This is a genomic window from Streptomyces sp. SD15 (assembly GCF_054462255.1).
The window spans coordinates 75,216-101,448 of sequence record NZ_JBTLMO010000033.1 but is presented as its reverse complement, the minus strand read 5'-3'; the positions used below and the strand labels follow the sequence as shown (position 1 = coordinate 101,448).

General features: G+C 68.5%; 29 protein-coding genes and 1 rRNA gene. 11 read left to right on the top strand and 19 right to left on the bottom strand.

The genetic code is table 11. The features are described from left to right. Positions 1-73 (top strand): 5S ribosomal RNA (gene rrf, locus ACX28W_RS28815); the annotation flags it as partial. Between the two features lie 271 nt (positions 74-344). Here the strand turns inward: rrf and ACX28W_RS28810 are convergent. Further along, on the bottom strand, positions 345-1,106 hold the full coding sequence (locus ACX28W_RS28810) for a CDP-alcohol phosphatidyltransferase family protein (protein ID WP_459002565.1): 762 nt from the start codon (positions 1,104-1,106) through the stop codon (positions 345-347). Between the two features lie 122 nt (positions 1,107-1,228). Between ACX28W_RS28810 and ACX28W_RS28805 the strand changes: the two genes are divergently transcribed. Then, on the top strand, positions 1,229-1,777 hold the full coding sequence (locus ACX28W_RS28805; protein WP_459002564.1) for a GNAT family N-acetyltransferase: 549 nt from the start codon (positions 1,229-1,231) through the stop codon (positions 1,775-1,777). A gap of 32 nt (positions 1,778-1,809) precedes the next feature. Here ACX28W_RS28805 and ACX28W_RS28800 read toward each other — a convergent pair whose 3' ends face one another. The 6 genes from ACX28W_RS28800 to ACX28W_RS28775 all read right to left on the bottom strand — a co-directional run bounded on the left by ACX28W_RS28800 (position 1,810) and on the right by ACX28W_RS28775 (position 9,040). Next, on the bottom strand, positions 1,810-3,399 hold the full coding sequence (locus ACX28W_RS28800; RefSeq protein ID WP_459002563.1) for a type IV secretory system conjugative DNA transfer family protein: 1,590 nt from the start codon (positions 3,397-3,399) through the stop codon (positions 1,810-1,812). A 1-nt stretch (position 3,400) separates the two neighbouring features. Further along, positions 3,401-4,825 (bottom strand): ATP-binding protein, encoded by a 1,425-nt coding sequence (locus ACX28W_RS28795; RefSeq protein ID WP_459002562.1) that lies wholly within the window; start codon positions 4,823-4,825, stop codon positions 3,401-3,403. A 14-nt stretch (positions 4,826-4,839) separates the two neighbouring features. After that, positions 4,840-6,399 (bottom strand): SCO6880 family protein, encoded by a 1,560-nt coding sequence (locus tag ACX28W_RS28790; RefSeq protein WP_459002561.1) that lies wholly within the window; start codon positions 6,397-6,399, stop codon positions 4,840-4,842. Next, positions 6,396-7,709 carry a hypothetical protein gene (locus tag ACX28W_RS28785; protein ID WP_459002560.1) on the bottom strand — a complete coding sequence of 438 codons (1,314 nt, stop codon included), beginning with the start codon at positions 7,707-7,709 and terminating at the stop codon, positions 6,396-6,398. Before ACX28W_RS28785 ends, ACX28W_RS28790 begins: the two co-directional genes overlap by 4 nt. After that, positions 7,699-8,556, bottom strand: coding sequence for a hypothetical protein (locus tag ACX28W_RS28780; protein WP_459002559.1), 858 nt, complete (start codon positions 8,554-8,556; stop codon positions 7,699-7,701). The genes ACX28W_RS28785 and ACX28W_RS28780 overlap by 11 nt, the downstream gene beginning before the upstream one ends. Positions 8,557-8,731: 175 nt before the next feature. Further along, on the bottom strand, positions 8,732-9,040 hold the full coding sequence (locus tag ACX28W_RS28775) for a hypothetical protein (RefSeq protein WP_054232206.1): 309 nt from the start codon (positions 9,038-9,040) through the stop codon (positions 8,732-8,734). Between the two features lie 558 nt (positions 9,041-9,598). On the opposite strand from ACX28W_RS28775, the gene ACX28W_RS28770 reads away from it, so the two are divergent. After that, positions 9,599-10,240 carry an SRPBCC family protein gene (locus ACX28W_RS28770; protein ID WP_459002558.1) on the top strand — a complete coding sequence of 214 codons (642 nt, stop codon included), beginning with the start codon at positions 9,599-9,601 and terminating at the stop codon, positions 10,238-10,240. A 15-nt stretch (positions 10,241-10,255) separates the two neighbouring features. On the opposite strand, the gene bla is transcribed toward ACX28W_RS28770, so the two are convergent. The 4 genes from bla to ACX28W_RS28750 are packed head-to-tail and all read right to left on the bottom strand — an operon-like array spanning position 10,256 to position 12,431. Continuing rightward, positions 10,256-11,158, bottom strand: a complete 903-nt coding sequence (gene bla, locus ACX28W_RS28765; protein ID WP_459002575.1) for a class A beta-lactamase — start codon at positions 11,156-11,158, stop codon at positions 10,256-10,258. After that, positions 11,152-11,388: a DUF397 domain-containing protein gene (locus ACX28W_RS28760; protein WP_459002557.1), complete on the bottom strand. Its 237-nt coding sequence runs from the start codon at positions 11,386-11,388 to the stop codon at positions 11,152-11,154. Before ACX28W_RS28760 ends, bla begins: the two co-directional genes overlap by 7 nt. Next, positions 11,381-11,575, bottom strand: coding sequence for a DUF397 domain-containing protein (locus tag ACX28W_RS28755; protein ID WP_459002556.1), 195 nt, complete (start codon positions 11,573-11,575; stop codon positions 11,381-11,383). Before ACX28W_RS28755 ends, ACX28W_RS28760 begins: the two co-directional genes overlap by 8 nt. A gap of 10 nt (positions 11,576-11,585) precedes the next feature. Continuing rightward, complete coding sequence (locus ACX28W_RS28750; protein ID WP_459002555.1) at positions 11,586-12,431, bottom strand: helix-turn-helix domain-containing protein; 846 nt, start codon at positions 12,429-12,431, stop codon at positions 11,586-11,588. Positions 12,432-12,663: 232 nt separating this feature from the next. Between ACX28W_RS28750 and ACX28W_RS28745 the strand changes: the two genes are divergently transcribed. Continuing rightward, positions 12,664-13,098, top strand: coding sequence for an ATP-binding protein (locus ACX28W_RS28745; protein ID WP_459002553.1), 435 nt, complete (start codon positions 12,664-12,666; stop codon positions 13,096-13,098). Positions 13,099-13,145: 47 nt separating this feature from the next. Next, a complete protein-coding gene (locus ACX28W_RS28740; protein ID WP_459002552.1) occupies positions 13,146-13,709 on the top strand; it encodes a Uma2 family endonuclease in 564 nt (187 codons plus the stop codon). A gap of 3 nt (positions 13,710-13,712) precedes the next feature. Here ACX28W_RS28740 and ACX28W_RS28735 read toward each other — a convergent pair whose 3' ends face one another. Further along, the gene (locus tag ACX28W_RS28735; protein WP_459002550.1) at positions 13,713-13,883 is read right to left on the bottom strand and encodes a hypothetical protein; all 171 of its coding nucleotides are present in this window, start codon (positions 13,881-13,883) and stop codon (positions 13,713-13,715) included. Positions 13,884-14,141: 258 nt separating this feature from the next. On the opposite strand from ACX28W_RS28735, the gene ACX28W_RS28730 reads away from it, so the two are divergent. Both ACX28W_RS28730 and ACX28W_RS28725 read left to right on the top strand, forming a co-directional pair. Continuing rightward, positions 14,142-15,149 carry a C40 family peptidase gene (locus ACX28W_RS28730; protein WP_459002549.1) on the top strand — a complete coding sequence of 336 codons (1,008 nt, stop codon included), beginning with the start codon at positions 14,142-14,144 and terminating at the stop codon, positions 15,147-15,149. Between the two features lie 158 nt (positions 15,150-15,307). Beyond that, on the top strand, positions 15,308-16,009 hold the full coding sequence (locus tag ACX28W_RS28725) for a phosphatase PAP2 family protein (protein ID WP_459002548.1): 702 nt from the start codon (positions 15,308-15,310) through the stop codon (positions 16,007-16,009). A 32-nt stretch (positions 16,010-16,041) separates the two neighbouring features. Here the strand turns inward: ACX28W_RS28725 and ACX28W_RS28720 are convergent, their stop codons facing one another. After that, entirely contained in the window at positions 16,042-17,607 is a 1,566-nt protein-coding gene (locus ACX28W_RS28720; protein ID WP_459002547.1) for an FAD-binding oxidoreductase, read from the bottom strand. Between the two features lie 218 nt (positions 17,608-17,825). After that, positions 17,826-17,996 (bottom strand): hypothetical protein, encoded by a 171-nt coding sequence (locus ACX28W_RS28715; protein WP_459002546.1) that lies wholly within the window; start codon positions 17,994-17,996, stop codon positions 17,826-17,828. A gap of 118 nt (positions 17,997-18,114) precedes the next feature. On the opposite strand from ACX28W_RS28715, the gene ACX28W_RS28710 reads away from it, so the two are divergent. Beyond that, positions 18,115-18,954, top strand: a complete 840-nt coding sequence (locus ACX28W_RS28710; protein WP_459002545.1) for a hypothetical protein — start codon at positions 18,115-18,117, stop codon at positions 18,952-18,954. A gap of 111 nt (positions 18,955-19,065) precedes the next feature. Beyond that, positions 19,066-19,251, top strand: a complete 186-nt coding sequence (locus ACX28W_RS28705; protein WP_459002544.1) for a hypothetical protein — start codon at positions 19,066-19,068, stop codon at positions 19,249-19,251. 69 nt (positions 19,252-19,320) lie between these two features. Here ACX28W_RS28705 and ACX28W_RS28700 read toward each other — a convergent pair whose 3' ends face one another. After that, positions 19,321-19,674, bottom strand: a complete 354-nt coding sequence (locus ACX28W_RS28700) for a metal-sensitive transcriptional regulator (RefSeq protein ID WP_459002543.1) — start codon at positions 19,672-19,674, stop codon at positions 19,321-19,323. 211 nt (positions 19,675-19,885) lie between these two features. Here ACX28W_RS28700 and ACX28W_RS28695 point away from each other — a divergent pair, with 211 nt between their 5' ends. Continuing rightward, positions 19,886-20,506 (top strand): DUF47 domain-containing protein, encoded by a 621-nt coding sequence (locus tag ACX28W_RS28695; protein WP_148009124.1) that lies wholly within the window; start codon positions 19,886-19,888, stop codon positions 20,504-20,506. A 7-nt stretch (positions 20,507-20,513) separates the two neighbouring features. Next, positions 20,514-21,512, top strand: coding sequence for an inorganic phosphate transporter (locus ACX28W_RS28690; RefSeq protein WP_459002542.1), 999 nt, complete (start codon positions 20,514-20,516; stop codon positions 21,510-21,512). Between the two features lie 427 nt (positions 21,513-21,939). Here the strand turns inward: ACX28W_RS28690 and pstB are convergent, their stop codons facing one another. The 4 genes from pstB to pstS all read right to left on the bottom strand — a co-directional run bounded on the left by pstB (position 21,940) and on the right by pstS (position 26,055). Beyond that, positions 21,940-22,716: a phosphate ABC transporter ATP-binding protein PstB gene (gene pstB, locus ACX28W_RS28685; RefSeq protein WP_459002541.1), complete on the bottom strand. Its 777-nt coding sequence runs from the start codon at positions 22,714-22,716 to the stop codon at positions 21,940-21,942. Between the two features lie 39 nt (positions 22,717-22,755). Then, positions 22,756-23,817, bottom strand: a complete 1,062-nt coding sequence (gene pstA, locus ACX28W_RS28680; protein WP_459002540.1) for a phosphate ABC transporter permease PstA — start codon at positions 23,815-23,817, stop codon at positions 22,756-22,758. Then, on the bottom strand, positions 23,814-24,824 hold the full coding sequence (gene pstC, locus ACX28W_RS28675) for a phosphate ABC transporter permease subunit PstC (RefSeq protein WP_459002539.1): 1,011 nt from the start codon (positions 24,822-24,824) through the stop codon (positions 23,814-23,816). Before pstC ends, pstA begins: the two co-directional genes overlap by 4 nt. 103 nt (positions 24,825-24,927) lie before the next feature. Beyond that, positions 24,928-26,055, bottom strand: a complete 1,128-nt coding sequence (gene pstS / locus ACX28W_RS28670) for a phosphate ABC transporter substrate-binding protein PstS (RefSeq protein ID WP_459002538.1) — start codon at positions 26,053-26,055, stop codon at positions 24,928-24,930. Positions 26,056-26,233: the final 178 nt, after the last annotated feature.

Genomic DNA, 26,233 nt, shown 5'->3' with positions numbered 1-26,233 from the left:
CCCGGAAGCTAAGCCTCACAGCGCCGATGGTACTGCAGGGGGGACCCTGTGGGAGAGTAGGACGCCGCCGAACTAATTGTAGAGAAAACCCCTGTACCGGGAATCCGGTACAGGGGTTTTCTGCGTTCAGGGGTATTGCGTTCCGGGTCGTACGGCGTCTGTGCCGCGGATCTCCAGGGTTCCGGGGGTGGCGCTGTGGATCGAGCGGGCCTCCAGCAGGGCGCCGACCTGGTGGAGGGGCGCCGGGTGGTCCTCCGTAGGCGGGGGCGGGTGGGAGAGGCGGTGTAGTGCCGGGGTATGACGGGGTCCCCGACATCGGGTTCAGGGTCCCCGCCAGCCCGTGGTTACTTCAGGCGGGACGACGCCACGATCGAGACGATGTGCGCGGGAACGAGGAGCCACACGATCGCCGCCACGGCCACCGTCGCGATCTTCGTCGCCGTCAGGTCGCCGAGCGCCAGGTCGACGACCGCGGTCACGAGCAGCAGCAGGGTGCACTCGATGCCGTTGACCAGGCGGTGCAGGCCGACGGCCGAGGTGAGGCGGCGGACCCGGGCCAGGCCGGTGGAGCGCGGGACGACGGACTGGTCGGTGGCCTTCTCCATGCCGCTGTCGGAACGGGCCACGTGGACGAGGTCGGAGGACGACTTCAGGAGCAGTACGCCGATGGCCGCCGCCAGACCGGCCACCAGGTAGAGGTCCAGGCCGAGTTCGGAGGCGCGGATGCCCAGGCCGACCATGACGGCGGCGTCGGCGAGGTAGGCGCCGAGGCGGTCCAGGTAGACGCCGAGCGGGCTGAACTGCTTGCGCCAGCGGGCCACTTCGCCGTCCACGCAGTCCAGCAGCAGATACAGCTGCATGAAGAGGACGGAAAGTACGGCGCCGCCCAGGCCCGGCAGGATCAGGGCGACTCCGGAGAGGACGCCCGCGAAGACCATCACGGTCGTGATCTGGTTCGGCGAGAAGCGCGTGCCCAGCATCAGGCGGGTCACCCGTAGGGAGAGCGCACGCATGTAGAGGCGGCCGGCCCAGTGCTCCGCCCTGCTGTCCAGTTTGCCCGCAGGATGGATGACCTCGCGGAGTTCCTCTAGTTGGACCTTGGTCATGCGACTTTCTCCCCTGGATCAAAGTGCGTTCAGGGAAGAGCATGACGGGGGCCCGAACGGCGGGCGTCGGCAGGGTGGATAACCAGTGGGTGATGTCGTACGCGCGTATTACGGTGGCCCCCATGAACCACGTGATCCGTTCCATACGCGCCGACGAGTGGGCCGAGGTGAAGGAGCTCCGGCTCGCTGCCCTGAGCGACCCCGTGGCGCATCTCGCGTTCCTGGATACGTACGAGGATGCCGCGGCGCGTCCCGACTCGGTCTGGCGGGAGCGGGCGGCGGGGGCGGCCGAGGGGGCGAGCGAGCGGCGCCAGTTCGTCGCCGTGGGCGGGGACGGCGTGTGGGGTGGCTCCGTGGTCGTGCTGGTCGAGAAGGCCGGGGAGCGGGATGTCCTCGGGAACGTCATCGAGCAGGACCAAGGGCATCTGGTGGGGGTCTTCGTGCGGCCCGAGCACCGGGGGCGCGGTGTCACGGATGCGCTCTTCGACGCGGCCCTCGCGTGGTCCTGGGAGATCGGCCTCGAGCGCGTACGGCTGTTCGTGCACGAGAAGAACGGGCGGGCGGAGGCGTTCTACCGCAAGGCGGGGTTCGTGCCCACCGGGGGGACCGTGGCGGCGCCGGGGGACACGGGGGAGCGGGAGCTGGAGTTTGTGATCACTCGGGACCGCTGAGGCGCTCCGATGCTTGCTGACGTCCGCAGGCCCTAGACCGGGAGTTCGTAGCGGGGCCAGCGAGCTCGGACCTGTTCCTTGGAGCGGAGCAGGGCCAGGGTCGGCAGGCCCTGATCCGCTCCGGTGGACAGCAGCTCCGGGAGCTGGGGAAGCGGAGCCACCGCGGCGACGTCGTCCAGGACGAGCGTGAGTGGTGGGTCGAGGCGACCAGAGGATGACCGTTCGGCCATGCGCCGGCCGCGCTCGACCACGCTTGAGGCGAGGGCCGTCAGGAGCGGCATCGCGCCGGGGTTCGCCTTGGGGTCCTCGATCGGTTCACCGACCACATAAAGCGTGCCCCCTTCGTTCACAAAGGAATCCAGGACGAGGGCGTCACTTCGGTTGGGCGTGCAGGATTCGCGGATGTTGACGGTGAAGAGCGAGGAGAGGGCGCGGGCCGTCAACTCCTGGGCGATATCGCGGCGTTCGGGGTGCGAGGTGAGCGCGGCCTCGAGTTCGCCGGCCGCGCCGGATGCGGCCTTGGGATGCGTACGGAGGGTTCGTACGGCGTCCTGCACCTGCGTTCCCTGTGCCCAGCGGTGGACGTGGCGGAAGGCCTTGCCCTCCACGGCGGCGGCGTGCAGATAGCTCCGCAGGAGCGTTTCCGCGACGTCCGCCATCGCCTGGTCGACCTTGGCGGAGGGGCGTACGGGGGTCAGGAGAGCGACGGCTCTTGCTGCCGCCGTTGCCTTGTCCTCGCAGCCGGACGCGGGGTTCCAGTGGAGGCGGGCCGGGGTGTCGCAGAGGTGGGTGGGGTCGTAGAGGAGGACGGGGCCGAGTTTGGCTCGGGCGTCTTTCGTCTCCGACCAGGTTTGTGGGTTTGAGGTGATTACCAGGGCTGGGCCCTCCGCGTCGCGTACGGCTTGGGTTGCGGTGGGGTGGCGGGATTCGGGTGGGGCGAGGATGAGCGCGGCGGCTGCGGTGCGGGGTTTTTCCCACCCGCCCACCTGTTTGCTGTCCGCCCCAAAGGGAGCCGTCGGCAGTGGGAGTGTCGGCAGCGGGTGCGTCTGCGGGGGTTGTGTCGGCTGCAGTGCGTCTGCCCTCTTCTGCAGTGGCTCCGGCTTCTGCGGCGACTCTGTCGTGCGCTCCGCCCCCGTGGGCAGCTCCGTTTGCCGGTCCGTTGGTTCCGGCGTCGGGCGGGGAATCAGGACCTCGTGATACGTCGGCTCCGGCTCCGGTCCAGGTACCCGAGCCGGAGTGTCGTACGCCCCGGCCCTTCGCCTCGCCCGTACCGCCCGCCACCGTGTCACCGTCCCCACCACGAACACCGTCAGCACGACCAGCACCATCAGTTGCCCGATGAACAGGCCCCAGAAGAGCCCGTAGCCCGACAGCTGGTCCGCGGGCGTGTCCGGCCACGCGCCCGCCATGTCCTGCGGCTTCCCGATCAGATGCCGCAAGGCCAGCGGCGTACGGGAGAAGGTGACGGCCTGTGGCCAGGCCCCCCGGGCGAGCCACCCGGCGAGCCCCGTGGCCGACCACACCAGCGCCGTCATTCCGAGCAGGAAGGCCAGCACCCCGACCAGCAACCCGTCGGGGATGCCTCTTTCCTCGGCTCGTCCGTCCCGCCGGTCTTGTCTCATCTCACGCCACCGTGGACTCGGAGGAACCGTCGAGATCGCTGAGGTGCTGCTCCACGAAGGCCGCCGCGCGCTCCTCGGCCTCCCGTTCCGCGGCGCGCAGCGCGTCGTCGGCGTGCAGGTCGGCGGAGGACTGGGTCATGGCGCGGTCGGTGAAGACCAAGGGGCGCTCCGTCTCGGTGATCAGGTGTTTGACCACCTGGACATTGCCGTTGACGTCCCAGACCGCGATGCCGGGTGTCAGGGTCGGGATGATCTCGACGGCCCACCGGGGCAGGCCGATCACCCGCCCCGTCGCCCTCGCCTCGTCCGCCTTCTGGGCGTAGACCGTCCGTGTCGACGCCATCTTCAGGATCGCCGCGGCCTCCTTCGCCGCCGCCCCGTCCACGACGTCGCTCAGGTGGTGCACCACCGCCACGAACGACAGACCCAACCGCCGCCCGAACTTCAGCAGGCGCTGGAAGAGCTGGGCCACGAAGGGGCTGTTGATGATGTGCCACGCCTCCTCCACCAGGAAGATGCGCTTCTTGCGGTCGGGCCGGATCCATGTGTGCTCCAGCCACACGCCCACGATCGCCATCAGGATCGGCATGGCGATGGAGTTCCGGTCGATGTGGGACAGGTCGAAGACGATGAGCGGGGCGTCCAGGTCGATCCCGACCGTCGTGGGTCCGTCGAACATGCCCCTCAGGTCACCGTCGACCAGCCGGTCCAGCACCAGGGCGACGTCCAGGCCCCAGGCCCGTACGTCGTCCAGGGCGACGTTCATCGCCTCGGCAGACTCGGGCTCGGGGTGCCGTAGCTGCTCGACGATGTCCATCAGTACTGGCTGGCGCTCGACGATCGTCTCGTTGACGTAGGCGTGCGCGACCTTGAGTGCGAAGCCGGACCGCTCGTCGAGCCCGTGCCCCATCGCGACCTCGATGATCGTCCGGAGCAGCGCCAGCTGGCCGGTGGTGGTGATCGCCGGGTCGAGGGGGTTGAGCCGGATGCCCATGTCCAGGGCGGCCGTCGGGTCGAGCCGGATGGGGGTTATCCCCAGCTCTTCCGCGATGAGGTTCCATTCGCCGACCCCGTCCTCGCCCTGCGCGTCCAGCACCACCACCTGCCGGTCGCGGAAGCGCAGCTGTCGCAGGACGTACGTCTTCTCGAGCGCCGACTTGCCGTTGCCCGATTCGCCGAGGACCAGCCAGTGCGGGGCCGGCAGCTGCTGTCCGTACAGCTGGAAGGGGTCGTAGATGTACCCCTTCCCGGAATACACCTCGCGTCCGATGATGACGCCCGAGTCGCCGAGGCCGGGCGCGGCGGTCGGCAGGTAGACGGCCTGCGCCTGGCCTGTGGACGTGCGCACGGGCAGGCGGGTCGTCTCGACCTTGCCGAAGAGGAAGCCCGTGAAGGCGTCCGTGAGGGCGGACATCGGATCCCGCATCAGAACATCAGCTCCTACCTGCGGATTCCGGTGGCGAACGGAAGGGTGTTGACGAAGGCCCGGTGGTGCTCGCGGTCGCACCACTCCAGCTTCAGGTACGACTTGCCGGCGGAGGCCCTTATCGTCCGCTTGTCGCGGGCGAGTGCCTCGGGGGAGCGGGAGGAGACGGTGATGTAGCCGACGAGGTTCACCCCGGCGGCTCCGCTCGCGAGGTCCTCGCCGCGCTGGTCCAGGCGGTTGTGGGAGGCGATGTCGCGGGGGTCGACCGTGCGGTTCATCTTGGCCTGACGGCTGGCCTCGGCCTCGTCGTTCGTCTTCTCGGTGAGCATGCGTTCGATGGCGACCTCGGTGGGTTCGAGGTCCATCGTGACGGCCACGGTCCGGATGACGTCCGGGGTGTGGACGAGAAGGGGCGCGAGGAAGTTGACGCCGACCGGGGTCATCGGCCACTCCTTCACCCAGGCCGTGGCGTGGCACCAGGGTGCGCGGGTGGAGGACTCGCGGGTCTTCGCCTGGAGGTAGGTGGGCTCCATGGCGTCCAGCTCGGCCGGCCAGGCGTTCCGCTTCGTCATCGCCTGGATGTGGTCGATCGGGTGGTCGGGGTCGTACATCGAGTGCACGAGGGAGGCGAGCCGGCCCTGGCCGAGCGGCTGCCGTACGCGGATGTCGGCTTCCTGGAGCCGGGAGCAGATGTCGGTCAGCTCGCGCGCCATGACGACGGCGAGCCCCGCGTCCCGGTCCAGCTTCTTGCCGCCCTGCGGCCGGGCGGCGCGCGCCATGGCATTCGCCTCGGCGGCCAGCTCGCGGCTGTAGTGCATGCAGGCGACGAGGTACGCCCGGTGCTGTTCGCTGCTCGTGGACACCATGGACTGGAGCTGGTCGTACGACTGCTGCAGCCAGCCGGGGGCCTTCTCGTCGCCTCGTACGGCGACGTCCTTGGCGTGGGCGTCCGGGTCGGCCGGGAGGGTGCGGGCGAGCATCTGGAGGCGGGTGACGAAGCCGTCGCCGTTCGCGACGTGCTTCAGCAGCGTGCCGAAGCGGTCGACCAGGGCTTCCTGGTCCTCGCTGTCGCGCAGGCCGACGCCGGGGCCCTCGATCTCGATGGCGGCGGTGACCGTGCGGCGGTCGGCGTGCAGCAGCACGGCGATCTCGTCGGGGCCGAAGGGTGCGGCCAGCCAGGAGATCCGGCCGATGCCGGGGGGCGGGCCGATCTCGACCTCGCGGCCGTCGACGTGGGTGCCGGCCTCCATCACGTTGCTGCGGTAGGCCGTGCCGCGGCGGAGGCTGCGCTTGTAACTGCGGTTGATCTCGAACCATTTGTAGAACGTGCGGCGCTTGTACGGGACGTACACCGCGGCCAGTGCCACCAGCGGGAAGCCCGTCAGCAGCACGATCCGCAGCGAGAGCACCGGGACGAGCAGGCCGCACATCATGCCCAGGAACGCGCCCGCGATGATGAGCGCGATCTCGCCGGATTCACGATTCCGGCCGACGATCGCGTTCGGCCGGGCGCGGCCGATCAGATATGTACGGCGGGGCGTGACCGGATGGGACACGTGGGACTCGGTCGTCAACGCCCTTCACCTCCCGTGCGGTTGATGCTGTTGCGGGTGTTGCCTGCGGGGCTTGTACGGGGCGGGGGTGCGGCGGGGGGGACAGATCCGCCGCCTCTGTTCGACGTACGGGAGCTGTGGGCGGCTACGCCGCCGGAGGCGGGATTGGCGGGGCGGGGCTGGCTGCTGCCGCCTCCGCCCCCTCCGCCGCCGCCGCCGTTGTTGTCGGCGCGGGTGCTGTGGGTCTTGATGCCCTGGGCGACCAGGGTGGCCGGGGAGCTGATCACGGCCGCGGCCTTGCCCTCGGCGCCCTGCATGATGCGGTTGTTGCGGGAGTTCGCGATCTCGTCGCCGAAGCCGGGGACGAAGCGGTAGATCATCGCGCTGGCGAAGATGGCCAGCAGGATGATGGCGAGGCCGGAGACGACGGCGGCGAGGGAGTCCGGGCCGCCGTCCGTGGCCAGCGCGCCGGCCAGGCCCAGCACGATGACGATCACCGGCTTCACCAGGATCACCGCGATCATGACGCCCGCCCAGCGGCGGACGTGGCCCCAGAGGTTCTTGTCGACGAGGCCCGCGTAGACGACGACGCCGAGGAGGGCGCCGACGTACAGGAGCACGGCCCGCAGATACAGCTCCAGGTAGAGCACGCCCGCGGCGACGATGGAGACGAGCGACACCAGGATCAGCATGATCGGGCCGCCGCCGATGTCGTTGCCCTTGTCCAGGGCGGCGGAGAACGTGCCGAAGAACGTGTCCGTCTGGTTGCCGGTCGTCTTCGCGAGCACGTCACTGACGCTGTCGGTCGCCGAGACGACCGTGTACAGGATCAGCGGGGTGAAGGCGGAGGCCAGCACGGTGAGCCAGAGGAAGCCGATCGCCTCCGACAGGGCGGTCGTCAGGGGGACGCCGCGGACCGCCCGCTTGGCCACGGCCAGTAGCCACAGCAGGAGGGTGAGGATCGCCGACGCCGCGAAGACGACGGCGTACTGCTGGAGGAACTTGGGGTTCGTGAAGTCGACGTCCGCCGTCTCCTTCACAGCCTTCGAGAGCTGGTCCACCGTCCAGGAGGCGGCATCGGCACAGCCCTGGGCGAGGGAGGAGAGGGGGTCGAGGGTGGAGGTTACGGAGGGGGTGGTGGTGCCGCCGGTGCCGCCGGATCCGCTGTCGCTTTCGCAGTAGTTTTTGGCGGGGCCGCGGATGAGGTCGCAGGGGTCGTTGCTCGGCGTCGGCGTGGGGGCGGCGAGGGCGCGGGTGGCCAGCAGCACCGTCGTGGCCTGAACGGCCGTGACAGCGGCGGCGACTTTGAGTACGCGGCGGCTAGCGGGCATACGTGAACCCTCCGTACTCTTCGACAGCCTTGGTCATGTCGTCGGCGGTGGAGGCCCTCTGGTCACGCCCGACCGGGACCGGCCCGTCCTTCTGCGAGAAGTCGGTGACCTTCCAGTCCCCGCTGATCCACTTCAGTTGGTACGTCGTGGTGTACCAACTCTCGGATACGGGGTTCGTGGACCCTTCCCCGGCCAGGCCGAAGAGCGATGTGTACCAGAGTTCGACCGTGGCGCTGTCAGCAGTAGAGGACGTGACCTTGGTGCCCACGGGGATGACTCGTGAGATGAAGGTCTGGCCGGTGGGCGCCGTGCCGTCTTTGTTCAGGCCGATGTTGGTCAGGAACTTCTCGCTGGAGTAGGCGTTGTCGAGGTCCGTCTGCCGGACTGCGGCGACTTCGGGCGCGTACACCGTGTTGACGATCGTGTGCCGCTGGCCGGTGTCGAACATCCCGGTCGATCCGAGCGACACCCCGTAGTTCGCTGCCGCGCTCTGCGCCCCCTGCTCGCTGTGCGCGAACCCCGATGGGATCGCCCCCGTCTTCGAATCCACCGGCCGCTCCCCCGAAGCCGCCGTAGGTGACGTGGTCGACGTGTCGCCCCCGCCCCCGTTTCCGTCGGTTGAGGAATCGTCTCCTCCGCGGTTCGCGAAGGCGATGGCGGCGATGAGGAGGACGACCACGCCCACCACCGTGACCAGGCTCCGCGAGGACGAGCGGCCGCGGCGGGCGCCGCCGTAGACGTCGCCGGCGCGGTCGGGGAGGCGGGTGCGGGTCTGGCCCGTACCCCCGTATCCCCCGTCCTCGCCACGGGAAGCGTCCCCGTATCCGGGTTCGTCACCGAGACTCATGCCGCGCTCGCCCCCTCAACCTCTTGCTGAACCATGTAGTACGACGGTAGCCGTGCTGGTTCCCGCGCGGACGCGGTGTGGTGACTCGACATCAGGGAACGCAACCTCAGCCGGTGGGCACGACGGACGGGTGGGTCGAATGGGAAGAGGAGGGGAGCCGGGCGCCCGGCCGGGGCTAGACGGCCATGCCGTACACGATGGTGAACAGCGTGCCGAGCGAGCCGATGATGAAGACCCCGGTGAGGCCCGCGATGATGAGGCCCTTGCCCTGTTCGGCGCTGAACGTGTCACGCAGCGCCGTAGCGCCGATGCGTTGTTTCGCTGCTCCCCAGATTGCGATCCCGAGGCAGAGCAGGATGGCGACCGCCATCACGACCTGGATCATCGTCTTGGCTTCGTTGCCCAGGCTGCCGAAGGGACCCCAGTCCGGGGCAATTCCGCCGATGATGGTGGTGATGTCGCCCTTGTCGGCTGCGAAAAGCATGTAAGTCACCGCCCCTAGTGGGTAGTTCTGCACCCCCTGCCACTGCGCGCAGAGGTCGGGCCCATTCTCGCTGACAATGTCGCTGTCGTATGTCGACTTGACGTCATTGATTGGCGGGTTTCGTACGAATCCCTTGCCACCGGCGCACGCGGGACCCTCACGGGCGGCGTATGACGGTATGCAAAGATTCGCATGGTCACTCTGTGTATCACGGCTGGTCACGCCGGGCAATGAAGTCGAGGCGGAACCTGTGGTGTGGTGCCGTCGTTGACCCCTGCTAAGCGGCGGTCGCCCCACCCACCTCGTAGCATCCCTGCGAACGCGTCCCGTTCCTGACGGGCCGTCGAGCCGATGTTCCCCGGGTCGTGCGTCTGCCGGATGTGGACGCCGACCGTCGATACGAAGGCTATCCCGTGCTTCTGTGGCGCACGGCGACGGGCCGCGGCTGGTAGCCGCGTCCCATACTGAACGAGGTCTGCGCGTCGCCGGTCAATGGCCGCTCGATGGCGAGAAACTGACGGTGGCTTGACTCAACACCTCCCACTCACGGAGCTCCCCATGTTCGATGTCGCTCATCAGGTCGACGCGGTGCAACGGCAGGTCGGCACGCGCGTGTACAAGGGGGGCGAGGCGCGGGTGGTGACGGTGAGCCAGACGTACGACTCGACGATCGAGGACCTCTGGGGCGCCTGCACCGACGCCGAACGCATCCCGCGGTGGTTCCTGCCCGTCTCCGGTGACCTCCGCCTCGGCGGCACGTACCAACTGGAGGGGAACGCCGGCGGCACCATCGAGCGCTGCGACCCGCCCCACGGCTTCGCCGCGACCTGGGAGTACGGCGGCGAGGTCACCTGGATCGAGGTCCGGCTGACGGCGGTGGCGGAAGCCGTCACGCGCCTCGAGCTCGAACACATCGCTCACGTCGACGACGAGCGCTGGACGGAGTTCGGTCCGGGCGCGGTCGGCGTCGGCTGGGACCTCAGCTTCATGGGCCTCGCCCACCACCTCTCGACGGGCGGCTCCGTCGACCCGAAGGAGAGCATGGCCTGGCTGATGTCCGACGAGGGCCGCCGCTTCGTGACGCTGAGCAGCGACGAGTGGTACGAGGCGAACGTCGCCGGCGGAGCGCCCGAGGACGCCGCCCGCGCCGCTGCGGATCGTACGACCGCGGCGTATACGGGGGCGGCGCCCGCCGAGTAGTGAGGGGGCCGTCGGTCAAGTCACGGCTTCCGACAGGATCTCGGCTGTCTCGGCGATGAGCGGGTGGTCGTAGGGTGCGTCCACCGTGGACCGGGTGGTGAGGACGGCCAGGACCACGGGGGTTCCGTCCGGGGTCCAGGCGATGCCTACGTCGTTGTTGGCGCCGTAATCGCCGCCGCCCGTCTTGTCGGCGAGGGTCCAGTCCTTGGGTAGTCCGGCGCGGAAGCGTTCCGTGCTCGTCGTGTTGGCGAGCAGCCAGCCGGTCAGGCGTTCGCGGTCCTGAGGGTTCAGGGCGTTGCCCAGGACCAGCCGGGCGTAGGTGCGGGCGATGGCTGCCGGGGTGGTCGTGTCCTCCACCCGCCACGGTTCCGCCGAGTTGAGGACCGGCTCCCACCTGTCCAGCCGGGTCGTGTCGTCTCCGAGGGAGCGGCAGAAGCGGGTCACTGCCGTGGGGCCGCCGAGCTCGCGGAGCAGGAGGTTGCCGGCCGTGTTGTCGCTGTAGTCGATCGCCGCGGCGGAGAGCTCCGCGATGGTCATTCCGGCGGCCAGGTTCTCCGGCTTTTCGGTGATCTTCGAGTTCTCGACCACGTCCGCCGTCGTGTAGTGGATGCGTTTGGCGAGGGTCTCGCCGTCGTGGTCCAGGTCCCGCAGGATCGCCGCGACGGCCAGCGGCTTGAACGTGGAGAGGATCGGGAACCGTTCCTCCGCCCGGTACCGCACGGTCGCCTTCGTCACCGGGTTGTGCGCGAATGCGCCGAGTCTGGCGCCGTGTTGTTCTTCCAGTTCCCGCAGGCGGGAGCGTATGTCGTGGGCACGGGTGTTCGCGTACGCCGGTCCCGCCGCCGCGGTGAGCGCGAGTGCGGTGGCCGTGGTCAGCAGGGTGCGGCGCGTTGTGGTGCGCTTCGTCGAGCCTAAGATTTTTCTTCCTCCAGTCCCTCTACGAAGTGGTCGAACTCGCCCGCCTGTACGCCCAGTACGAACGCGTCCCACTTCTTCTGAGTGGTAGTGACGATGTTCGTGGGGTCACTGGTTTCACGGATGTAGACCAGGTCGTTGTCGCCGAAAGCGAGTTCGATCCAGGGGCCGGGGCCGGTCGCGTCGTCGGGGGCGGCTCGGACCCAGTCGAGGTTCGGGGGGACTTCAGCCACGGCGTGCGTTCTCCTTCAGTACGTGGATGAGGGCGCCGAAGGCTCGGGGGGTGGTCCCGAGTATGGCTTGGCGCGGGTCGCTGCTTTCGGTGAGATGGATCTGGGCTGTGCCGGTGGCGGCTATGTGTACGCAGGAGTCGCCTGATCCGCAGAAGGACGACTTCTGCCAAGAGTGGTGCTGGAGCATTTCGGTCCCCTCACAGGTCGTGGATCAGCTTGTGGATGAAGTCGCGAGAGTCCTCGGGGGCGAGGGCCACGGATTCCGCGCGGTCGAGGAGGACTTGGTACATCTGGAGCTGGGCCTCGGCGTCAAGAAACACGGGGCCGTGGGACTGGTCGAGGTGCACGGTGTCGAGCTGGGCGACGGGTCCCGTGGAGTAGAAGATCGACTGGCCGGAACCCGGGAAGGAGCCCGCGGCGAACGGGAGCACCTTCAGGGTGACGTGGTCCCGCTCGCTCATGTTCAGCAGGTGGCGCAACTGCGCCTTGGCAACGGTGGCGCCGCCGAACTGCATGCGGAGAGCTGCCTCGTGGATGATCGCCACCTGTGGCGTCGGCGGGTCCCTGAAGAGGACGGCCTGGCGCTTGATGCGGAATGACACGCGGTGCTCGATCTCCGGAGGGGGGAGCTCGGGTACGACCTGGCGGAACAGCTCGCGGGCGTGGTCGGTGGTCTGGAAAAGGCCGGGGATGTGCACGGTGACCGCGGTGCGCAGGCGCCTGGCGTGGTGCTCCACCTCGGCGAGGTCGAGCAGGGCGGCGGGCAGGATCTCGCGGTACTCCTCCCACCAGCCGCGTTTACGTCCGGAGGTCATGCCCGCGAGTGCCTCGACAAGGTTCTTGTCCGGGCATTTGTAATGACAGGCCAGCGTGCGCACGCGTTCCGCGCTGACACCGATGCGTCCGGCCTCCATGTTGCTGATCTGGCTCTGCTGAGCGCCGATCAGTTGACCGGCCTGGGTTGCGCTCAGGCCTGCTCGCTCGCGCAATTTACGCAGCTCACTGCCGAACCGGAGTTGGCGACCCGTCGGGTTGCTTCTCACGGGCTGGCCCGCCTCCTTGCTGCGGCTGTCACCCACACGGGTGGCATGTCATGGATTCTCGGTCGTTCATGTCATGTATGACACGGACACCGCTACCTTATTGCTCAGGCGCCTCGCCCAGAAGCACCCCGCTCGACGGAGTGGCCGCGGTCACTGGGCAACGTATCCAAATCGCTCAACTCGCCCAACTCGCCCAACTCGCCCAACTTCCCTCCGAACCAGGAGACTTCCGATGGCAACCGTATCTCCGCCCTGGAACTACACCCTCCAACTCCCGCACGATCCCCGCGCCCCGGGCATCGCCCGAGCCACCCTCCGTACCGTTCTCGCCGCTCACGGGCTCGGTGAACTGGCCCCCGCCGCCGAACTGCTGGCCTCCGAGCTGCTCACCAACGCCCATCTGCATACCCAAGGGCCGTACGCCCTCCGCATCCGTGCGACCGAACCCGACCGGCTCCGGATCGCCGTCTGGGACTCCGACCCACGGGTCCCGCCCGGCTTCGGCGACCGGGGCCCACAGCCTGTGGATACCGCCGAGGGCGGTCGCGGGCTGCACCTGGTGCGGGCCTACGCGGACGCGTGGGGCGCGTACGTGTTCGGTGACGCCGGGTTCAGGGAGGGCGGGAAGCTTCTGTGGGCGGAGTGTCGGTGGGGTGACTTAGAGTGATGTTGGCTGATCGGGGCGTGAAAGGAGGCGAGGTGGAGGAGGGCCGGATGTATCCGTTACCGCGGCCGGGGAACCTGCGCGAGGTCGCCCAGAAGATCGAGGACGCGACCGGGCTCCGGGTACAGATCGTGGGAGGGAAGCTGGTGATGTCCGCGGCACGGACCGGAAAGCACGTCGGGGTGGTCGAGATACTCCGCCGACAACTTGGGCAGCTCCTGCCGGAGGGGCTGGCCGCGTTCGGGACGTCCTCGATCGCGTTGCCGGAGGACCCGGACGACTACGTGACGCCGGATCTGATCGTCCTGCCCATCGGCTGGGCTGAGGGCGACGACTGGTTGGCCATACCCGAGGATGCGGCGGTCGCGGTCGAGGTCATCCCGCCTTCCGAGAAGTCCAGGGGGATCACGGACAAGGCCGATTGGTACGCGGTCGCGCGGGTGTCCGTGCTCCTCGTCGTCGACCCCCGCCATGGCACCTGGGCTCTGCATGCCCACCCCGACAACGGCGCCTACCAGGACGTGCTGCCCGGCAAGTACGGCGAACCCGTGCCGTTGCCCGAGCCGCTCGGGTTCGAGGTGGGGACGGACGGGCTTCCGGTGTATGGGCGTTGATGGTCACGCGCTCGTGAGCAGCATGAAGGGGACCCAGCCGAACCAGGCGAGCGGGGCGAGGACCACGTAGGTGAGGGGGCGATGGATCGCCGTGCCGCAGAAGCGGCACATCGGGCCCTTCATCTTGGAGAACCGCATCACGATGAGCAGCCCCATGTGCTGACGGATTGTCACGGCGCCGGGGTTGGGCGCCGCATATGCGGCAGGTGGGGTGCGGGGGGTTCTGCGCCTACGGGTTCTGGCCAGGCGCGCCGTGCGCCGGGGCCGGGGTTTGGCGTGTAATCCGCTTGCGGGGCGAAGGGGTTGCCCTGGGGCGGGTTCGGGTGCTGGGGCGGGGGTGCCACGTGCGGTTTCTCCTTGTGAGTGATCGCCCCGTCGCGCGGGGGGCGCCTCTACACTGACCTCGGCGGACTCCCTGGCGGCGAGGGGCGGTTGACGGTGCGTAAGGCGTGGATCGTGGCGATCGCTGTCGGCGGGGCGGCGCTCAGCTTCGTGATGCTGCTTGTCGTCGGCGTCTACCTGGTCGCGGGGAACCTCGCCAACGGGATCGGCGGAGGGGCGGTCGGGCTCGCCAAGGGTGCGGTGCCGGCCGCGTATCAGACGCTCGTCCAGCGGTGGGGCAATCTGTGCGGCGCCATCAATCCGGCGCTGCTGGCCGCTCAGCTGTATCAGGAGAGCGGGTTCAATCCGAGTGCGAAGAGTCCGGCGAAGGCCGAAGGGATAGCGCAATTCATCCCGGGGACCTGGGCCACGCACGGGATCGACGGCGACGGGGACGGGGACCGCGACGTCTGGGATCCGAATGACGCGATTCCGTCGGCCGCGTCGTACGACTGCGAGCTCGCCAAGTACGTGGAGGACGCGCCGGGGAACCCGACCCACAACATGCTCGCCGCCTACAACGCGGGGGCGTACGCGGTCATCAAGTACGGGGGCGTGCCGCCGTACAAGGAGACCCAGAACTATGTGAAGACGATCACGACCCTGCAGCAGAGCTTCGCCCGGCCGGTGGGGCGGGTCGATCCCTCCAGGCAGGCCGCCGCGGCGATCACCTTCGCTCAGAAGAAGCTCGGCACGCTCTACCTGTGGGGCGGCAACGGCACCGCCGACCAGGGCGGACGCTTCGACTGCTCGGGGCTGACGAAGGCCGCCTACGAGAGCGTGGGGGTCACCCTGCCGCGCGTCGCCAACGACCAGTACAACGCAGGACCGCACCCCGCGCGCGAGGAGCTGCTGCCGGGGGATCTCGTCTTCTTCTCCGACGACCTCACCAACTCGCGGACCATCCGGCACGTGGGGATCTATGTGGGTGGCGGGTACATGATCGACGCGCCCAGGACGGGTGCCGTCATCCGCTTCGACCCCATCGACACCCCCGACTACTTCGGGGCCACGCGGGTGACCGAGGATGGCGCGAAAGCATTGCCCACGACGGTCTGAAGCCACCCTGAATCGGGCCTGAACCCGCCCCCTGAGCTGCGGCGATGTATCTCTCTTCGATAACGTCTGCGTGATCATTCGGTGGAGGGTGGAACGTACTGAACGGGAGTGTGCGTTCCTGTTCCGGTAGAGAAAGACGACGAAGGGGCCGCAGCACCATGGCTGGACTCGCCGATTCCGGTTCGAACCCCGACGTCGATCTGCTGTACGACATCAACGGCCTCGCCAAGGACGCGCCGCACTGGTTCGACCGGGGCATGGAGTTCGTGGGCGAGTACGGGCTGCTGCTCGTCATGGTTCTGCTGGTGATGTGGTGCTGGTGGACCGTTCGGAGGCGGGACGGGGACAACGCCGCCTCTTCGGTGGCCGCACTGGTGTGGGCCCCGCTCGCCGCGGGCATCGCGGTGCTGGTGAACGTGCCGATACGGGGCTTTGTGGAGCGGCCCCGGCCCTTCGTCGATCACCAAGGGCTCGATGTGCTGGTGAGCGGCAAGACCGACTTCTCCTTCGTGAGCGATCACGCGACGCTCACGATGGCGATGGGGGTCGGACTGTTCGTCGCCCATCGGCGGTTCGGGCTCATCGGCATCGGGGTCGCGCTGCTCGAAGGCTTCTGCCGGGTCTACATGGGCGTGCACTATCCGACGGACGTCATCGGCGGGTTCGCCCTCGGTACGGCCGTCGCGCTGCTGCTGTCCCCGCTCGCCATGGCGCTGCTGACGCCGGTGATGAAGGCCGTGGAGGGTTCTTCCCGGGTCGGGTGGCTGATCAGGGCGCGGGGTGCCGCTCCGGCAGGGCAGGACGCGTTCATTCCGGGAGCTCGGGCCGAGCGGCCCGAAGAGTCGGATCTGGCCGCGTAGCTCCGTGGCTTTCTCACGGTCAGGGCGTGGTCCTACAGCGCCTGCGGGAACGAGAAGACACGGTTCGGGTCGTACTGCTTCTTCAGCGCCGTGAGGCGGGTCGCCGCATCGCCGTAGTACGCCTTGCGCCAGTTGGCGAGGGTCGCGTCCGTGTAGTTCTGGTAGGCGGCACCGGAGGCGTGCCGGGCCATCGCCGTGTGGGCGGAGGTCAGCCAGGACTGGGCCGTGGTGCCGGAGGTGCCCGCCTGCCAGGAGGCGATGTACTGGGCCAGCATCCGGGAGCGGCGGTGCACGAAGGCCGTCGCGGTCGGCGAGACCCGGTTGACGGCGCCGCCCAGTGCCGTGAGCGCGATGCTGCCCGCGCCGCCGCGCACCGATGAGATCTGGTTCAGCAGCGTCTGGATGCCGGCCGCGGAGATCGAGCGGTCGAAGAAGTCCGAGCGGGCCGCGTACGTCTCGCGGCCGAGCGCGCCCTGCGGGGAGCGGCCCGGCGTCGAGCCCGGCAGGTGGCACTGGGCGTCGGTGGCGAAGGATGAGCAGCCCGCGTACACCTCCATCGACTCCTCGTACGACCGCTTCTTGAGGGAGACGCTGCTCGCGGGTGCGCCGATGGTGTCGGCGAGGCGGTCCACGGCGTTCTGGAGTTCGCCGTACGTGCCGAGGGAGAACGCGGCGATGGAGACGGTGGGCGTGCCCCCGGCCGCGTTGGCGAGGTGGCAGGAGGACCAGATCTCGTCCGGCTGGCTCGGGCCCCACTCCTGCCAGGCCTTCACGACGGCGGCGGCCCTGGCCCAGGGCCAGGTCATGTAGGCGGATACGCCCTGAGGGGCCGGGTGGGTCTTGAAGCGCAGCTCGGTGACGACGCCGAAGTTGCCGTTGCCGGCGCCGCGCAGGGCCCAGAAGAGATCCTTGTTCTCGGTCGCGTCGGCGGTGAGCTGCTTGCCGTCCGCGGTGATCAGCGTCGCCTGGGTGAGGCTGTCGCAGGTGAGGCCGTACGCGCGGGAGACCACGCCGTGGCCGCCGCCGAGGGTCAGGCCCGAGACACCGACCGTGGGGCAGGAGCCCGCGGGGATCGTGACGCCCTTCGCGGCGAGGGCGCGGTAGACGTCGATCAGCTTGGAACCGGCGCCGACGACCGCCTCGCCGCCCGACGCCCGGATCTTGTTCAGCTGGGAGACGTCGAGGATCAGGCGGCCGTTTCCGGAGGACCAGCCCGCGTAGGAGTGGCCGCCGTTGCGGATCGAGAGCGGGATGCTGTGGGCGCGGGCGTACGCCAGGGTCGTACGGATGTCCTCGGCGTGGGCGACGTACGCCACGGCGGTGGGCTTCAGGGAGTCGAAGCGGGTGTTGTAGAGCTGGCGGGCGCTGGGCCAGCTGCTGTCGCCGGGACGGACCAGGGCGCCGTCCAGGTCCTTCGCCAGGGCGGACCAGTTGGCGGCGGCGCGGGTGACGGTGCCGCCGGCGGTGGGTATCGAGGTGGCGGTCGTCCTCGGGGCTGCCGAGGCACTGGCGCCCGTGCCGGCTTTGCCTTCGCACGCGGCCGTGGCCACTGTCGCGAGTGCGGCCGCGCCGCCACCGATGAACGTACGCCGTTGCATGTGCGCCTCCTGTTGGTTTCGTGGAACGAGACGGGTGTCCGGTTCCGCGGGTTCCATGGGGGGAGGCGCGGGGACGAGCGCGGGACGGAATCATTACCCGACCGTGATCGACGTCTCTTTCCGGCCAAGGATGCCGGGGTGGGTTCGTGAGTACGGGTTGGCTAGGTGAGTACGGGGTGGGTTCGTGAGTACGGGGCGGGTTCGTGAGTACGGGTCGGCTACGTGAGTACGGCCTGCGCGTGTCCCTCTGCGTCCGTGCGGGCCAGGCTGCGGGCTCTGCGCGCCGGTCCGCGCCAGCCGCAGGTGCAGCGGGCCAGACAGAACCGGCCCTGTTCGACCGTGGTGGTCCGGTGTTCTTGCGTGGGGATGCTCTCGTGCTGCTGCGCCACAGCGACAACGTTACCCAAGGCAAGTAAACGAAGGGCAATGGCGTGACGAGCTTCGCTACCCGTCGTTAACCGGAACGACAGGAGGGCCCGGGACGGACCGGCTGGGGGTCGGCGGACGATGGTGGCGCAGCAGCAGAGGCGGGCGGGCGGGGAGGTCGTCGCGGTCGCGGTGGTGGGGCTGATGGTCTGTGCCGGCGGGTGTTCGGTCGACCGGGCCGATGCCGAGGACGCGCGCCCCGGAGCCGCCCCCGTCGAAAAGCTGCACCGGGCCGCTGCCGCGCTGGAGCGTGCGGGCAGCGCGAAGGCCCGTACGTCGATGGAGATGGCCACCGGCGGCACCCGGGTCACCATCCGCGGTGAGGGTGTGTACGACTTCACGGAGCAGACGGGCCGGCTCAAGGTGTTGCTGCCGCAGGACCCGGCCGGTGCCGACGACCACCGGCCGATCACCGAACTCCTCGCGCCGGGCGCCCTGTTCATGAAGAACCGCGGTGCCGGGGTCCCCGCCGACAAGTGGGTCCGTGTCGACACGGCCACCCTCCCCGACGGGAACCTGGTGACCGGCGGTGCCACCGACCCTTTTGCCGCGGCCGAGTTGCTGCGGGGGACGCGTACGGCGACGTATGTGGGGAAGACGGAGGTCGCGGGTACTCCCGTGCGGCACTATCGCGGCACCGTCGACCTGGGCGTCGCCGCGAAGAGCGCGTCGAAGGGCAATCGGAAGGCGATCGAGGCGGCGGCGAAAGGGTTCGCCACCGCCAAAGTCCCCTTCGACGCCTACCTCGACGAGCAGGGCCGCATCCGCAAGCTGCGGCACCGGTTCAGCTTCGTCAACGGACAGCAGGAGGGCACCGTCGCGGTCGCCTCGACGACCTTGCTGTACGACTTCGGGGTCCCCACCGACGTACGGCTTCCGGAACCCGGGGACATCTTCGCGGGGAAGATCGCGGAGCCGTAGTACGCGGGGCGTATGAGGAGGAGTGGGGGGCCGGAAATGGCCCTTCCGTGCCATGCGCGGTGTGTAGGCCGCTCCCTACGCTAGGAAAGTCGGTGACGGCAGGAAGAGGTGATGCACGTGGCTCCGGTCGGCGGTACGGCAGTTCAGGACCACGTGGCCCTCGCCGAGATCGAGCTGTGCGGCGACCTGATCATCGCGGCCTCGGCCGCCCATGAGGACCGGCTCAGCCTGGAGAGCATCGACGAGGTGCTGAAGGTGGCCGAAGAGCGTGCCCGTGGGAGAGGTACGGAGGGGTAGGCCCCGGCGGTTAGGCCCCGGTCGCGCTTCCCTTCACGTACGCAGCTGTCATCACGTGCGCGGTAGTCGTCACGTACGCAGCAGTCGTCCGATCGCCTTCGTCGCTTCCTCGACCTTCGCGTCGATCTCGTCGCCGCCCTTGAGGGCCGCGTCCGCGACGCAGTGGCGCAGGTGCTCCTCGAGGAGCTGGAGGGCGAAGGACTGCAGGGCCTTCGTGGAGGCGGAGACCTGGGTGAGTATGTCGATGCAGTAGACGTCCTCGTCGACCATCCGCTGCAGACCGCGGATCTGGCCCTCGATCCGGCGCAGGCGCTTGAGGTGCTCGTCCTTCTGCTTGTGGTAGCCGTGGATACCGCGGTCGTGGTCGGTCACGACTTCCCGGTCGCCGGAGGGTGCCGTCGCACCGGCCTCGGTGGTCGTCATCGCGTCCTCCTGCTGATGCCGTACTGATACCCCTGGTGGGTATATGGTAACGAACTTTGCTGGGTATAGGGCCCTTGCCCGATGGCGGGACCGGACCCTGTGCTGATCACTGTGCTTGATGGGCGACACTGGGAGACGGCCGGTTAGCCGCGGCCGGGATGATGCGCTTAGCATCAGCCTGACCGAAACAAAAGGACTCCGAGGACCCCAAGTGCGCTTTCGTCTGACCCCCAGGGAGACGAGCTTCTATGACATGTTCTCCGCATCCGCGGACAACATCGTCACGGGCTCGAAACTCCTGATGGAACTGCTTGGGGCGGACGCCTCCGCCCGGGCCGAGATCGCAGAGCGGATGCGGGCCGCGGAGCACGCCGGGGACGATGCGACACACGCGATCTTCCACCAGTTGAACTCCTCCTTCATCACGCCGTTCGACCGCGAGGACATCTACAACCTCGCCTCGTCCCTCGACGACATCATGGACTTCATGGAGGAGGCCGTCGACCTGGTTGTCCTCTATCAGGTCGAGGAACTGCCCAAGGGCGTGGAGCAGCAGATCGAGGTGCTGGCGCGGGCGGCCGAACTGACGGCCGAGGCCATGCCGAACCTGCGGACCATGGACAACCTCACCGAGTACTGGATCGAGGTCAACCGGCTGGAGAACCAGGCGGACCAGATTCACAGAAAGCTTTTGGCACAGCTCTTCAACGGCAAGTACGACGCCATCGAGGTGCTGAAGCTCAAGCAGATCGTGGATGTGCTGGAGGAAGCGGCCGACGCGTTCGAGCATGTGGCGAACACGGTGGAGACCATCGCCGTCAAGGAGTCCTGACTTCTTCATGGACACCTTTGCGCTGATCGTGACCATTCTGGTCGCGCTCGGATTCACCTACACGAACGGCTTCCACGATTCGGCGAACGCCATCGCCACGTCGGTGTCGACGCGGGCGCTGACCCCGCGGGCCGCGCTCGCCATGGCCGCGGTGATGAACCTCGCGGGTGCGTTCCTCGGCAGCGGGGTCGCGCAGACCGTCAGTACGGGGCTGATCGAGACGCCCGAGGGCGGCAAGGGGATGGGGATCCTCTTCGCGGCGCTCGTCGGGGCCATCGTCTGGAACCTTGTCACCTGGTACTTCGGGCTTCCGTCATCCTCGTCGCACGCGTTGTTCGGTGGGCTGGTGGGGGCGGCGCTCGCGGGCGGTACGACCGTGCTGTGGTCCGGCGTCGTGGACAAGATCGTCATCCCGATGTTCGTGTCGCCGGTCGTCGGTCTGATCGTCGGCTATCTGGTGATGTGCGCGATCATGTGGATCTTCCGCAAGGCCAATCCGCACAAGGCCAAGCGGGGCTTTCGTATCGCTCAGACCGTGTCGGCGGCCGGGATGGCGCTGGGGCACGGTCTTCAGGACGCGCAGAAGACGATGGGCATCGTGGTGATGGCGCTGGTCATCGGGGATGTCCAGAGTGCCGATGCGCCGATTCCGGTGTGGGTGAAGATCGTCTGTGCGGTGATGCTGTCGCTGGGGACGTACGCGGGTGGCTGGCGGATCATGCGGACGCTCGGGCGGAAGATCATTGAGCTGGATCCGCCGCAGGGGTTTGCCGCGGAGACGACGGGGGCGTCGATCATGTTCGCCACGGCGTATCTCTTCAAGGCGCCGATCTCCACGACTCATGTCATTACCTCCGCGATCATGGGTGTGGGGGCGACGAAGCGGGTGAACGCCGTGCGGTGGGGCGTTGCCAAGAACATCGTCCTGGGGTGGTTCATTACGATGCCGGCGGCGGCGTTGGTGGCTGCGGCCAGCTTCTGGATCGTGAACCTGGCGTTCCTGTAGGGGTTCGGCTCGGTACGGGTTTTCCACAGGCGGTTTCTTCGCCCCCGCCGCCCCTACCCGTCCCATCCCTGGGGGCTCCGCCCCCAGACCCCCGCCAGGGGCGCTGCGCCCCCCTGGACCCCCGCCTTCGCCCGAAGGGCTCGTCCTCAAACGCCGGACGGGCTGGATGATGCCGGGCGGTGCTTGAAGGTTTTCAGCGCCAACCGGCAGTCTTTCAGCCCGTCCGGCGTTTGAGGACGAGGCCGTTCAGGCCGAAGCGGGGGGTCTGGGGGCGGCGGGGGCGAGAACATGGTTTCGTTGCCGTCTCCCATGGAGGAAAAGACGAGCGGGCCCGCCCCCGGGAGCCAGGGGCGGGCCCTTCTCGTCCTCACGGTGGCACCGCCATGCAGCACCGCGAGGGGTTCTTGTGTCCTGGTGGACGGCCCGGTCAGCCGAAGCGGCCGGAGATGTAGTCCTCCGTCGCCTGGACCGACGGGTTGGAGAAGATGCGCTCCGTGTCGTCGATCTCGATGAGCCGGCCGGGCTGGCCCACCGCGGACAGGTTGAAGAACGCGGTGCGGTCGGAGACGCGGGCGGCCTGCTGCATGTTGTGCGTCACGATGACGATCGTGAAGCGCTCCTTGAGCTCGCCGATCAGGTCCTCGATGGCGAGGGTGGAGATCGGGTCCAGGGCCGAGCAGGGCTCGTCCATGAGGAGGACCTGGGGTTCCACCGCGATCGCGCGGGCGATGCACAGTCGCTGCTGCTGACCACCCGACAGGCCCGAGCCGGGCTTGTTCAGGCGGTCCTTGACCTCGTTCCAGAGGTTCGCGCCCTTGAGGGACTTCTCGACGACGTCGCTGAGCTCGGACTTCTTGTAGGAGCCGTTGAGCTTCAGGCCCGCCGCCACGTTGTCGAAGATCGACATGGTGGGAAAGGGGTTGGGGCGCTGGAAGACCATGCCGATCGTGCGGCGCACGGCGACGGGGTCGATCCCGGTGCCGTACAGGTCCTCGTCGTCCAGGAGCACCTTGCCCTCGACGCGGCCACCGGGGGTGACCTCGTGCATACGGTTCAGGGTGCGCAGGAAGGTCGACTTGCCGCAGCCGGAGGGGCCGATGAAGGCCGTCACCGAGCGCGGCTCGACCGTCATCGAGATGTCTTCGATCGCCTTGTGGGCGCTGTAGTAGGCGGTCAGCCCGCTTACGTCGATTCGCTTGGCCATGGTGGTTACTTCACTTCCAGTCAGTCGCTGATGGCCGCGTCAGCGACCGGTCTTCGGGGCCTTCCAGCGGGCGATGCCGCGGGCGCCTAGGTTGAGGATCATCACGAAGGCGATCAGCGTGAGCGACGCCGCCCAGGCCCTGTCGTACGCCGCGCCCGAGCCCGCGCTGTTCGCGTACTGCTGGTAGATGTACAGCGGCAGCGAGGACTGCGCACCCTCGAACGGGTTGGAGTTGATGAACGGGTTCCCGAACACCAGCAGCAGCACCGGTGCCGTCTCACCGGCGATGCGGGCGATCGCCAGCATGATGCCGGTGGTGATGCCGCCGATCGACGTCGGCAGGACCACCTTCAGGATGGTGCGCCACTTCGGGATGCCCAGGGCGAGGGAGGCTTCGCGCAGCTCGTTCGGTACGAGCTTGAGCATCTCCTCCGTGGAGCGGACCACGACCGGCATCATCAGGATGGCCAGGGCCAGCGAGCCGGCGAAGCCGAAGGGCTGCATCTCGAAGATCAGCATCAGGCTGAGGATGAACAGACCGGCGACGATCGACGGGATACCGGTCATCACGTCGACGAAGAAGGTGACCGAGCGGGCGAGGTTGCCGCGCCCGTACTCCACCAGGTAGATCGCCGTGAGCACACCGATCGGCGCACCGATCAGGACCGCGAGGCCGACCTGCTCCAGGGAGCCGATGATGGCGTGGTAGATGCCACCGCCCGGCTCGGTGTCGGCGACGACACCCATCGAGTGGGTCAGGAAGTAGCCGTCCAGGACCTTCACGCCGCGCTTGACGGTTGTCCAGATCAGGGAGGCCAGCGGCACCACGGCGATCAGGAAGGAGACCCAGACGAAGGAGGTCGCGATGCGGTCCTTGGCCTGACGGCGGCCCTCGATGCGCGTGGCGATGCCGTACGTGCCGAGGATGAAGAGGATCGCGGCGATCAGGCCCCACTGGATCTTGCTGTCGAGGCCGGCGGCCAGGCCGATGCCGACGGCGAGGGCGATGGAGCCCGCGGCGATCGCCCACGGCGACCACTTGGGGAGGCTGGCACCGCGCAAGGAGTCGGGGCGCTTGTCGGTAATGGCTGCGGTGCTCATGCGTTGGCCCCCGAGTACTCCTTGCGGCGGGCGATGATCATGCGCGCCCCGCCGTTGACCAGCAAGGTGATGATGAACAGGACCAGACCGGAGGCGATGAGGGCGTCACGGCCGTCCTGCGAGGCCTCGCTGAACTTGCTGGCGATGTTCTGCGCGAAGGTGCCGCCGCCCGGGTCGAGCAGGCTGGCGTTGATCTCGAAGGTCGGCGAGAGGACCGTGGCGACGGCCATCGTCTCGCCGAGCGCGCGGCCGAGACCGAGCATCGAGGCGGAGATCACGCCGGAGCGGCCGAAGGGCAGCACCGACATGCGGATGACCTCCCAGCGCGTGGCGCCGAGGGCCAGCGCGGCTTCCTCGTGCATCTGCGGGACCTGGCGGAAGACCTCGCGGCTCACGTTGGTGATGATCGGCAGGATCATGATCGCGAGCAGGATGCCGACGGTGAGCATCGAGCGGGGCGCGCCGCCCTGCCACTCGAAGATGCCGGTCCAGCCGAAGTAGTCGTTCAGCCAGCCGAAGAGGCCGTCCATGTGCGGTACGAGGACGAGAGCGCCCCAGAGGCCGTACACGATGGACGGGACGGCGGCGAGCAGGTCGATCACGTACGCGATGGTGCCGCCGAGCTTGCGGGGCGCGTAGTGCGTGGTGAAGAGCGCGATGGCGACCGCGATGGGGACCGCGATGACCATGGCGATGATCGAGGAGACCACCGTGCCGAAGGCCAGGACGGCGATGCCGAATTCCGGCGGGTTGAGGTTGGTGTTCCACTCGAAGGTGGTGAGGAAGTTCGCGTGGTCCTTGCTGATGGCGAGCGAGGCCCGGTAGGCCAGGAAGGCCGCGATGGCGGCCATGATCGCCAACAGCAGGATGCCCGATCCGCGGGTGAGGCCGAGGAAGATTCGGTCACCGGGTCGGGTGGCACCGCGGGCGGCGCGCTTCTGCGCGGCCACGGAAGGCTGTGGGGTGGGGGGAGGCGCTTCGTCAGTGCTCTTTGTAGATATGTCCATCGGGGTCTCCGGTCTGCGGAGCCGTACGTCGTGTGCGGCTCCTGGCGGCGGTGCACCGGACGGTGCGGCCCGGTCCCGGGTGGGGACCGGGCCGCACTTCAGGTCAGCTCAGGTCGGCGATGGTGGTGCGAACCTTGGCGATGATGTCCTCGGGGATCGGCGCGTAGTCGTTCTCGGCCAGAACCTTCTGGCCGTCCTCGCTCGCGATGTAGGTGAGGAACGCCTTGGTGGTGGGCAGGGTGTCCGACTTGTTGCCCTTGTCGCAGACGATCTCGTACGTGACCAGGGTAATCGGGTAGGCACCGTCGGCCGTGGTCTTGTAGTTGATCTCGAGCGACAGGTCCTTGCCCGTGCCGACGACCTTGGCGTCCGCGATGGCCGCGGTGGCGCCCTCGGTGCTGGGCTTGACCGGCTCGCTGGCGCCCGTGTCGAGGGCGACCGTGCTGATGCCGTCCTTCGCGTACGACAGCTCCATGTAGCTGATGGCGCCGGCGGTCTGCTTCACCTGCTGGGCGACACCGGAGGAGCCGGACGCGGACTGGCCGCCCTTGGCCTGCCAGGCCTTGCCGCCCTCGTAGCCCCAGTTGTCGGGCGTGGCGGCGATCAGGTACTTGGTGAAGTTGTCCGTGGTGCCGGACTCGTCCGAGCGGTGGAACGCCTGGATCTTGAGGTCAGGCAGCTTCGCGTCGGGGTTCAGCTTCGCGATCGCGGCGTCGTTCCACTTCGTGATCTTGCTGTCGAAGATCTTGGCGAGGGTCGGGGCGTCCAGGACCAGGTCGTCGACACCCGGGACGTTGTAACCGACGGCGATCGGGCCGCCGACCATCGGGAGGTCGATGCCCTGGCCGCCGGAGCAGATCTCCTTGGAGGCGGTGACCTCTTCCGGCTTCAGCGCCGAGTCGGAACCGGCGAAGGCGACCGTGCCCTGCGTGAACGCGGTGACGCCCGCGCCGGAGCCGCCGCCCTTGTAGTTGATCTGCACGCCGGAGCACTCGGCCGTGAACGCCTTGACCCAGGCGTCGATCGCGTTCTTCTGCGCGGAGGAGCCGTCGGCGAGCAGCTGGCCCTTGGCGTCCCCACAGTCGATGTTGCCGGCCGCGGCCGTGGTGCCCGAGGAGGTCTCGGAGGTGGAGCCCGTGTCGTCAGAGCCGCACGCCGTGAGGGCCAGGGCGCCGGAGACGGCGAGAGCACCGAGGGTGAGGGCCCGCCGGTTCATGCGCTGAAGCTTCACTTTCGGGAGTTCCTTCCAGGAGCCGCCGTCTGGTGGCGGCGTGCGAAGTCTGTGTGGTGTGAGGGCATCCATAACGTTCCCTCGCACCGTGTAAGGCCGAAATTAGGCAGATCAAGTGAAGGCGCCGATGGCCGAAAGTGAACGGGGGGTGAACCCCTGTGGGCGGTACGGTGAGGTC

What these genes read in the sequence shown, in the direction of transcription:
- ACX28W_RS28785 (WP_459002560.1), bottom strand. Translation starts at nt 7,709, where the DNA reads ATGCCCGCTAGCCGCCGCGTACTCAAAGTCGCCGCCGCTGTCACGGCC.
- ACX28W_RS28690 (WP_459002542.1), top strand. Translation starts at nt 20,514, where the DNA reads ATGGACACCTTTGCGCTGATCGTGACCATTCTGGTCGCGCTCGGATTC.
- pstB (WP_459002541.1), bottom strand. Translation starts at nt 22,716, where the DNA reads ATGGCCAAGCGAATCGACGTAAGCGGGCTGACCGCCTACTACAGCGCC.
- ACX28W_RS28770 (WP_459002558.1), top strand. Translation starts at nt 9,599, where the DNA reads ATGTTCGATGTCGCTCATCAGGTCGACGCGGTGCAACGGCAGGTCGGC.
- ACX28W_RS28775 (WP_054232206.1), bottom strand. Translation starts at nt 9,040, where the DNA reads ATGCTTTTCGCAGCCGACAAGGGCGACATCACCACCATCATCGGCGGA.
- ACX28W_RS28810 (WP_459002565.1), bottom strand. Translation starts at nt 1,106, where the DNA reads ATGACCAAGGTCCAACTAGAGGAACTCCGCGAGGTCATCCATCCTGCG.
- pstA (WP_459002540.1), bottom strand. Translation starts at nt 23,817, where the DNA reads ATGAGCACCGCAGCCATTACCGACAAGCGCCCCGACTCCTTGCGCGGT.
- ACX28W_RS28755 (WP_459002556.1), bottom strand. Translation starts at nt 11,575, where the DNA reads ATGCTCCAGCACCACTCTTGGCAGAAGTCGTCCTTCTGCGGATCAGGC.
- ACX28W_RS28745 (WP_459002553.1), top strand. Translation starts at nt 12,664, where the DNA reads ATGGCAACCGTATCTCCGCCCTGGAACTACACCCTCCAACTCCCGCAC.
- ACX28W_RS28700 (WP_459002543.1), bottom strand. Translation starts at nt 19,674, where the DNA reads ATGACGACCACCGAGGCCGGTGCGACGGCACCCTCCGGCGACCGGGAA.
- ACX28W_RS28800 (WP_459002563.1), bottom strand. Translation starts at nt 3,399, where the DNA reads ATGAGACAAGACCGGCGGGACGGACGAGCCGAGGAAAGAGGCATCCCC.
- ACX28W_RS28780 (WP_459002559.1), bottom strand. Translation starts at nt 8,556, where the DNA reads ATGAGTCTCGGTGACGAACCCGGATACGGGGACGCTTCCCGTGGCGAG.
- ACX28W_RS28805 (WP_459002564.1), top strand. Translation starts at nt 1,229, where the DNA reads ATGAACCACGTGATCCGTTCCATACGCGCCGACGAGTGGGCCGAGGTG.
- ACX28W_RS28740 (WP_459002552.1), top strand. Translation starts at nt 13,146, where the DNA reads ATGTATCCGTTACCGCGGCCGGGGAACCTGCGCGAGGTCGCCCAGAAG.
- ACX28W_RS28705 (WP_459002544.1), top strand. Translation starts at nt 19,066, where the DNA reads ATGCACGTGGCTCCGGTCGGCGGTACGGCAGTTCAGGACCACGTGGCC.
- ACX28W_RS28795 (WP_459002562.1), bottom strand. Translation starts at nt 4,825, where the DNA reads ATGCGGGATCCGATGTCCGCCCTCACGGACGCCTTCACGGGCTTCCTC.
- pstC (WP_459002539.1), bottom strand. Translation starts at nt 24,824, where the DNA reads ATGGACATATCTACAAAGAGCACTGACGAAGCGCCTCCCCCCACCCCA.
- ACX28W_RS28710 (WP_459002545.1), top strand. Translation starts at nt 18,115, where the DNA reads ATGGTGGCGCAGCAGCAGAGGCGGGCGGGCGGGGAGGTCGTCGCGGTC.
- ACX28W_RS28725 (WP_459002548.1), top strand. Translation starts at nt 15,308, where the DNA reads ATGGCTGGACTCGCCGATTCCGGTTCGAACCCCGACGTCGATCTGCTG.
- ACX28W_RS28720 (WP_459002547.1), bottom strand. Translation starts at nt 17,607, where the DNA reads ATGCAACGGCGTACGTTCATCGGTGGCGGCGCGGCCGCACTCGCGACA.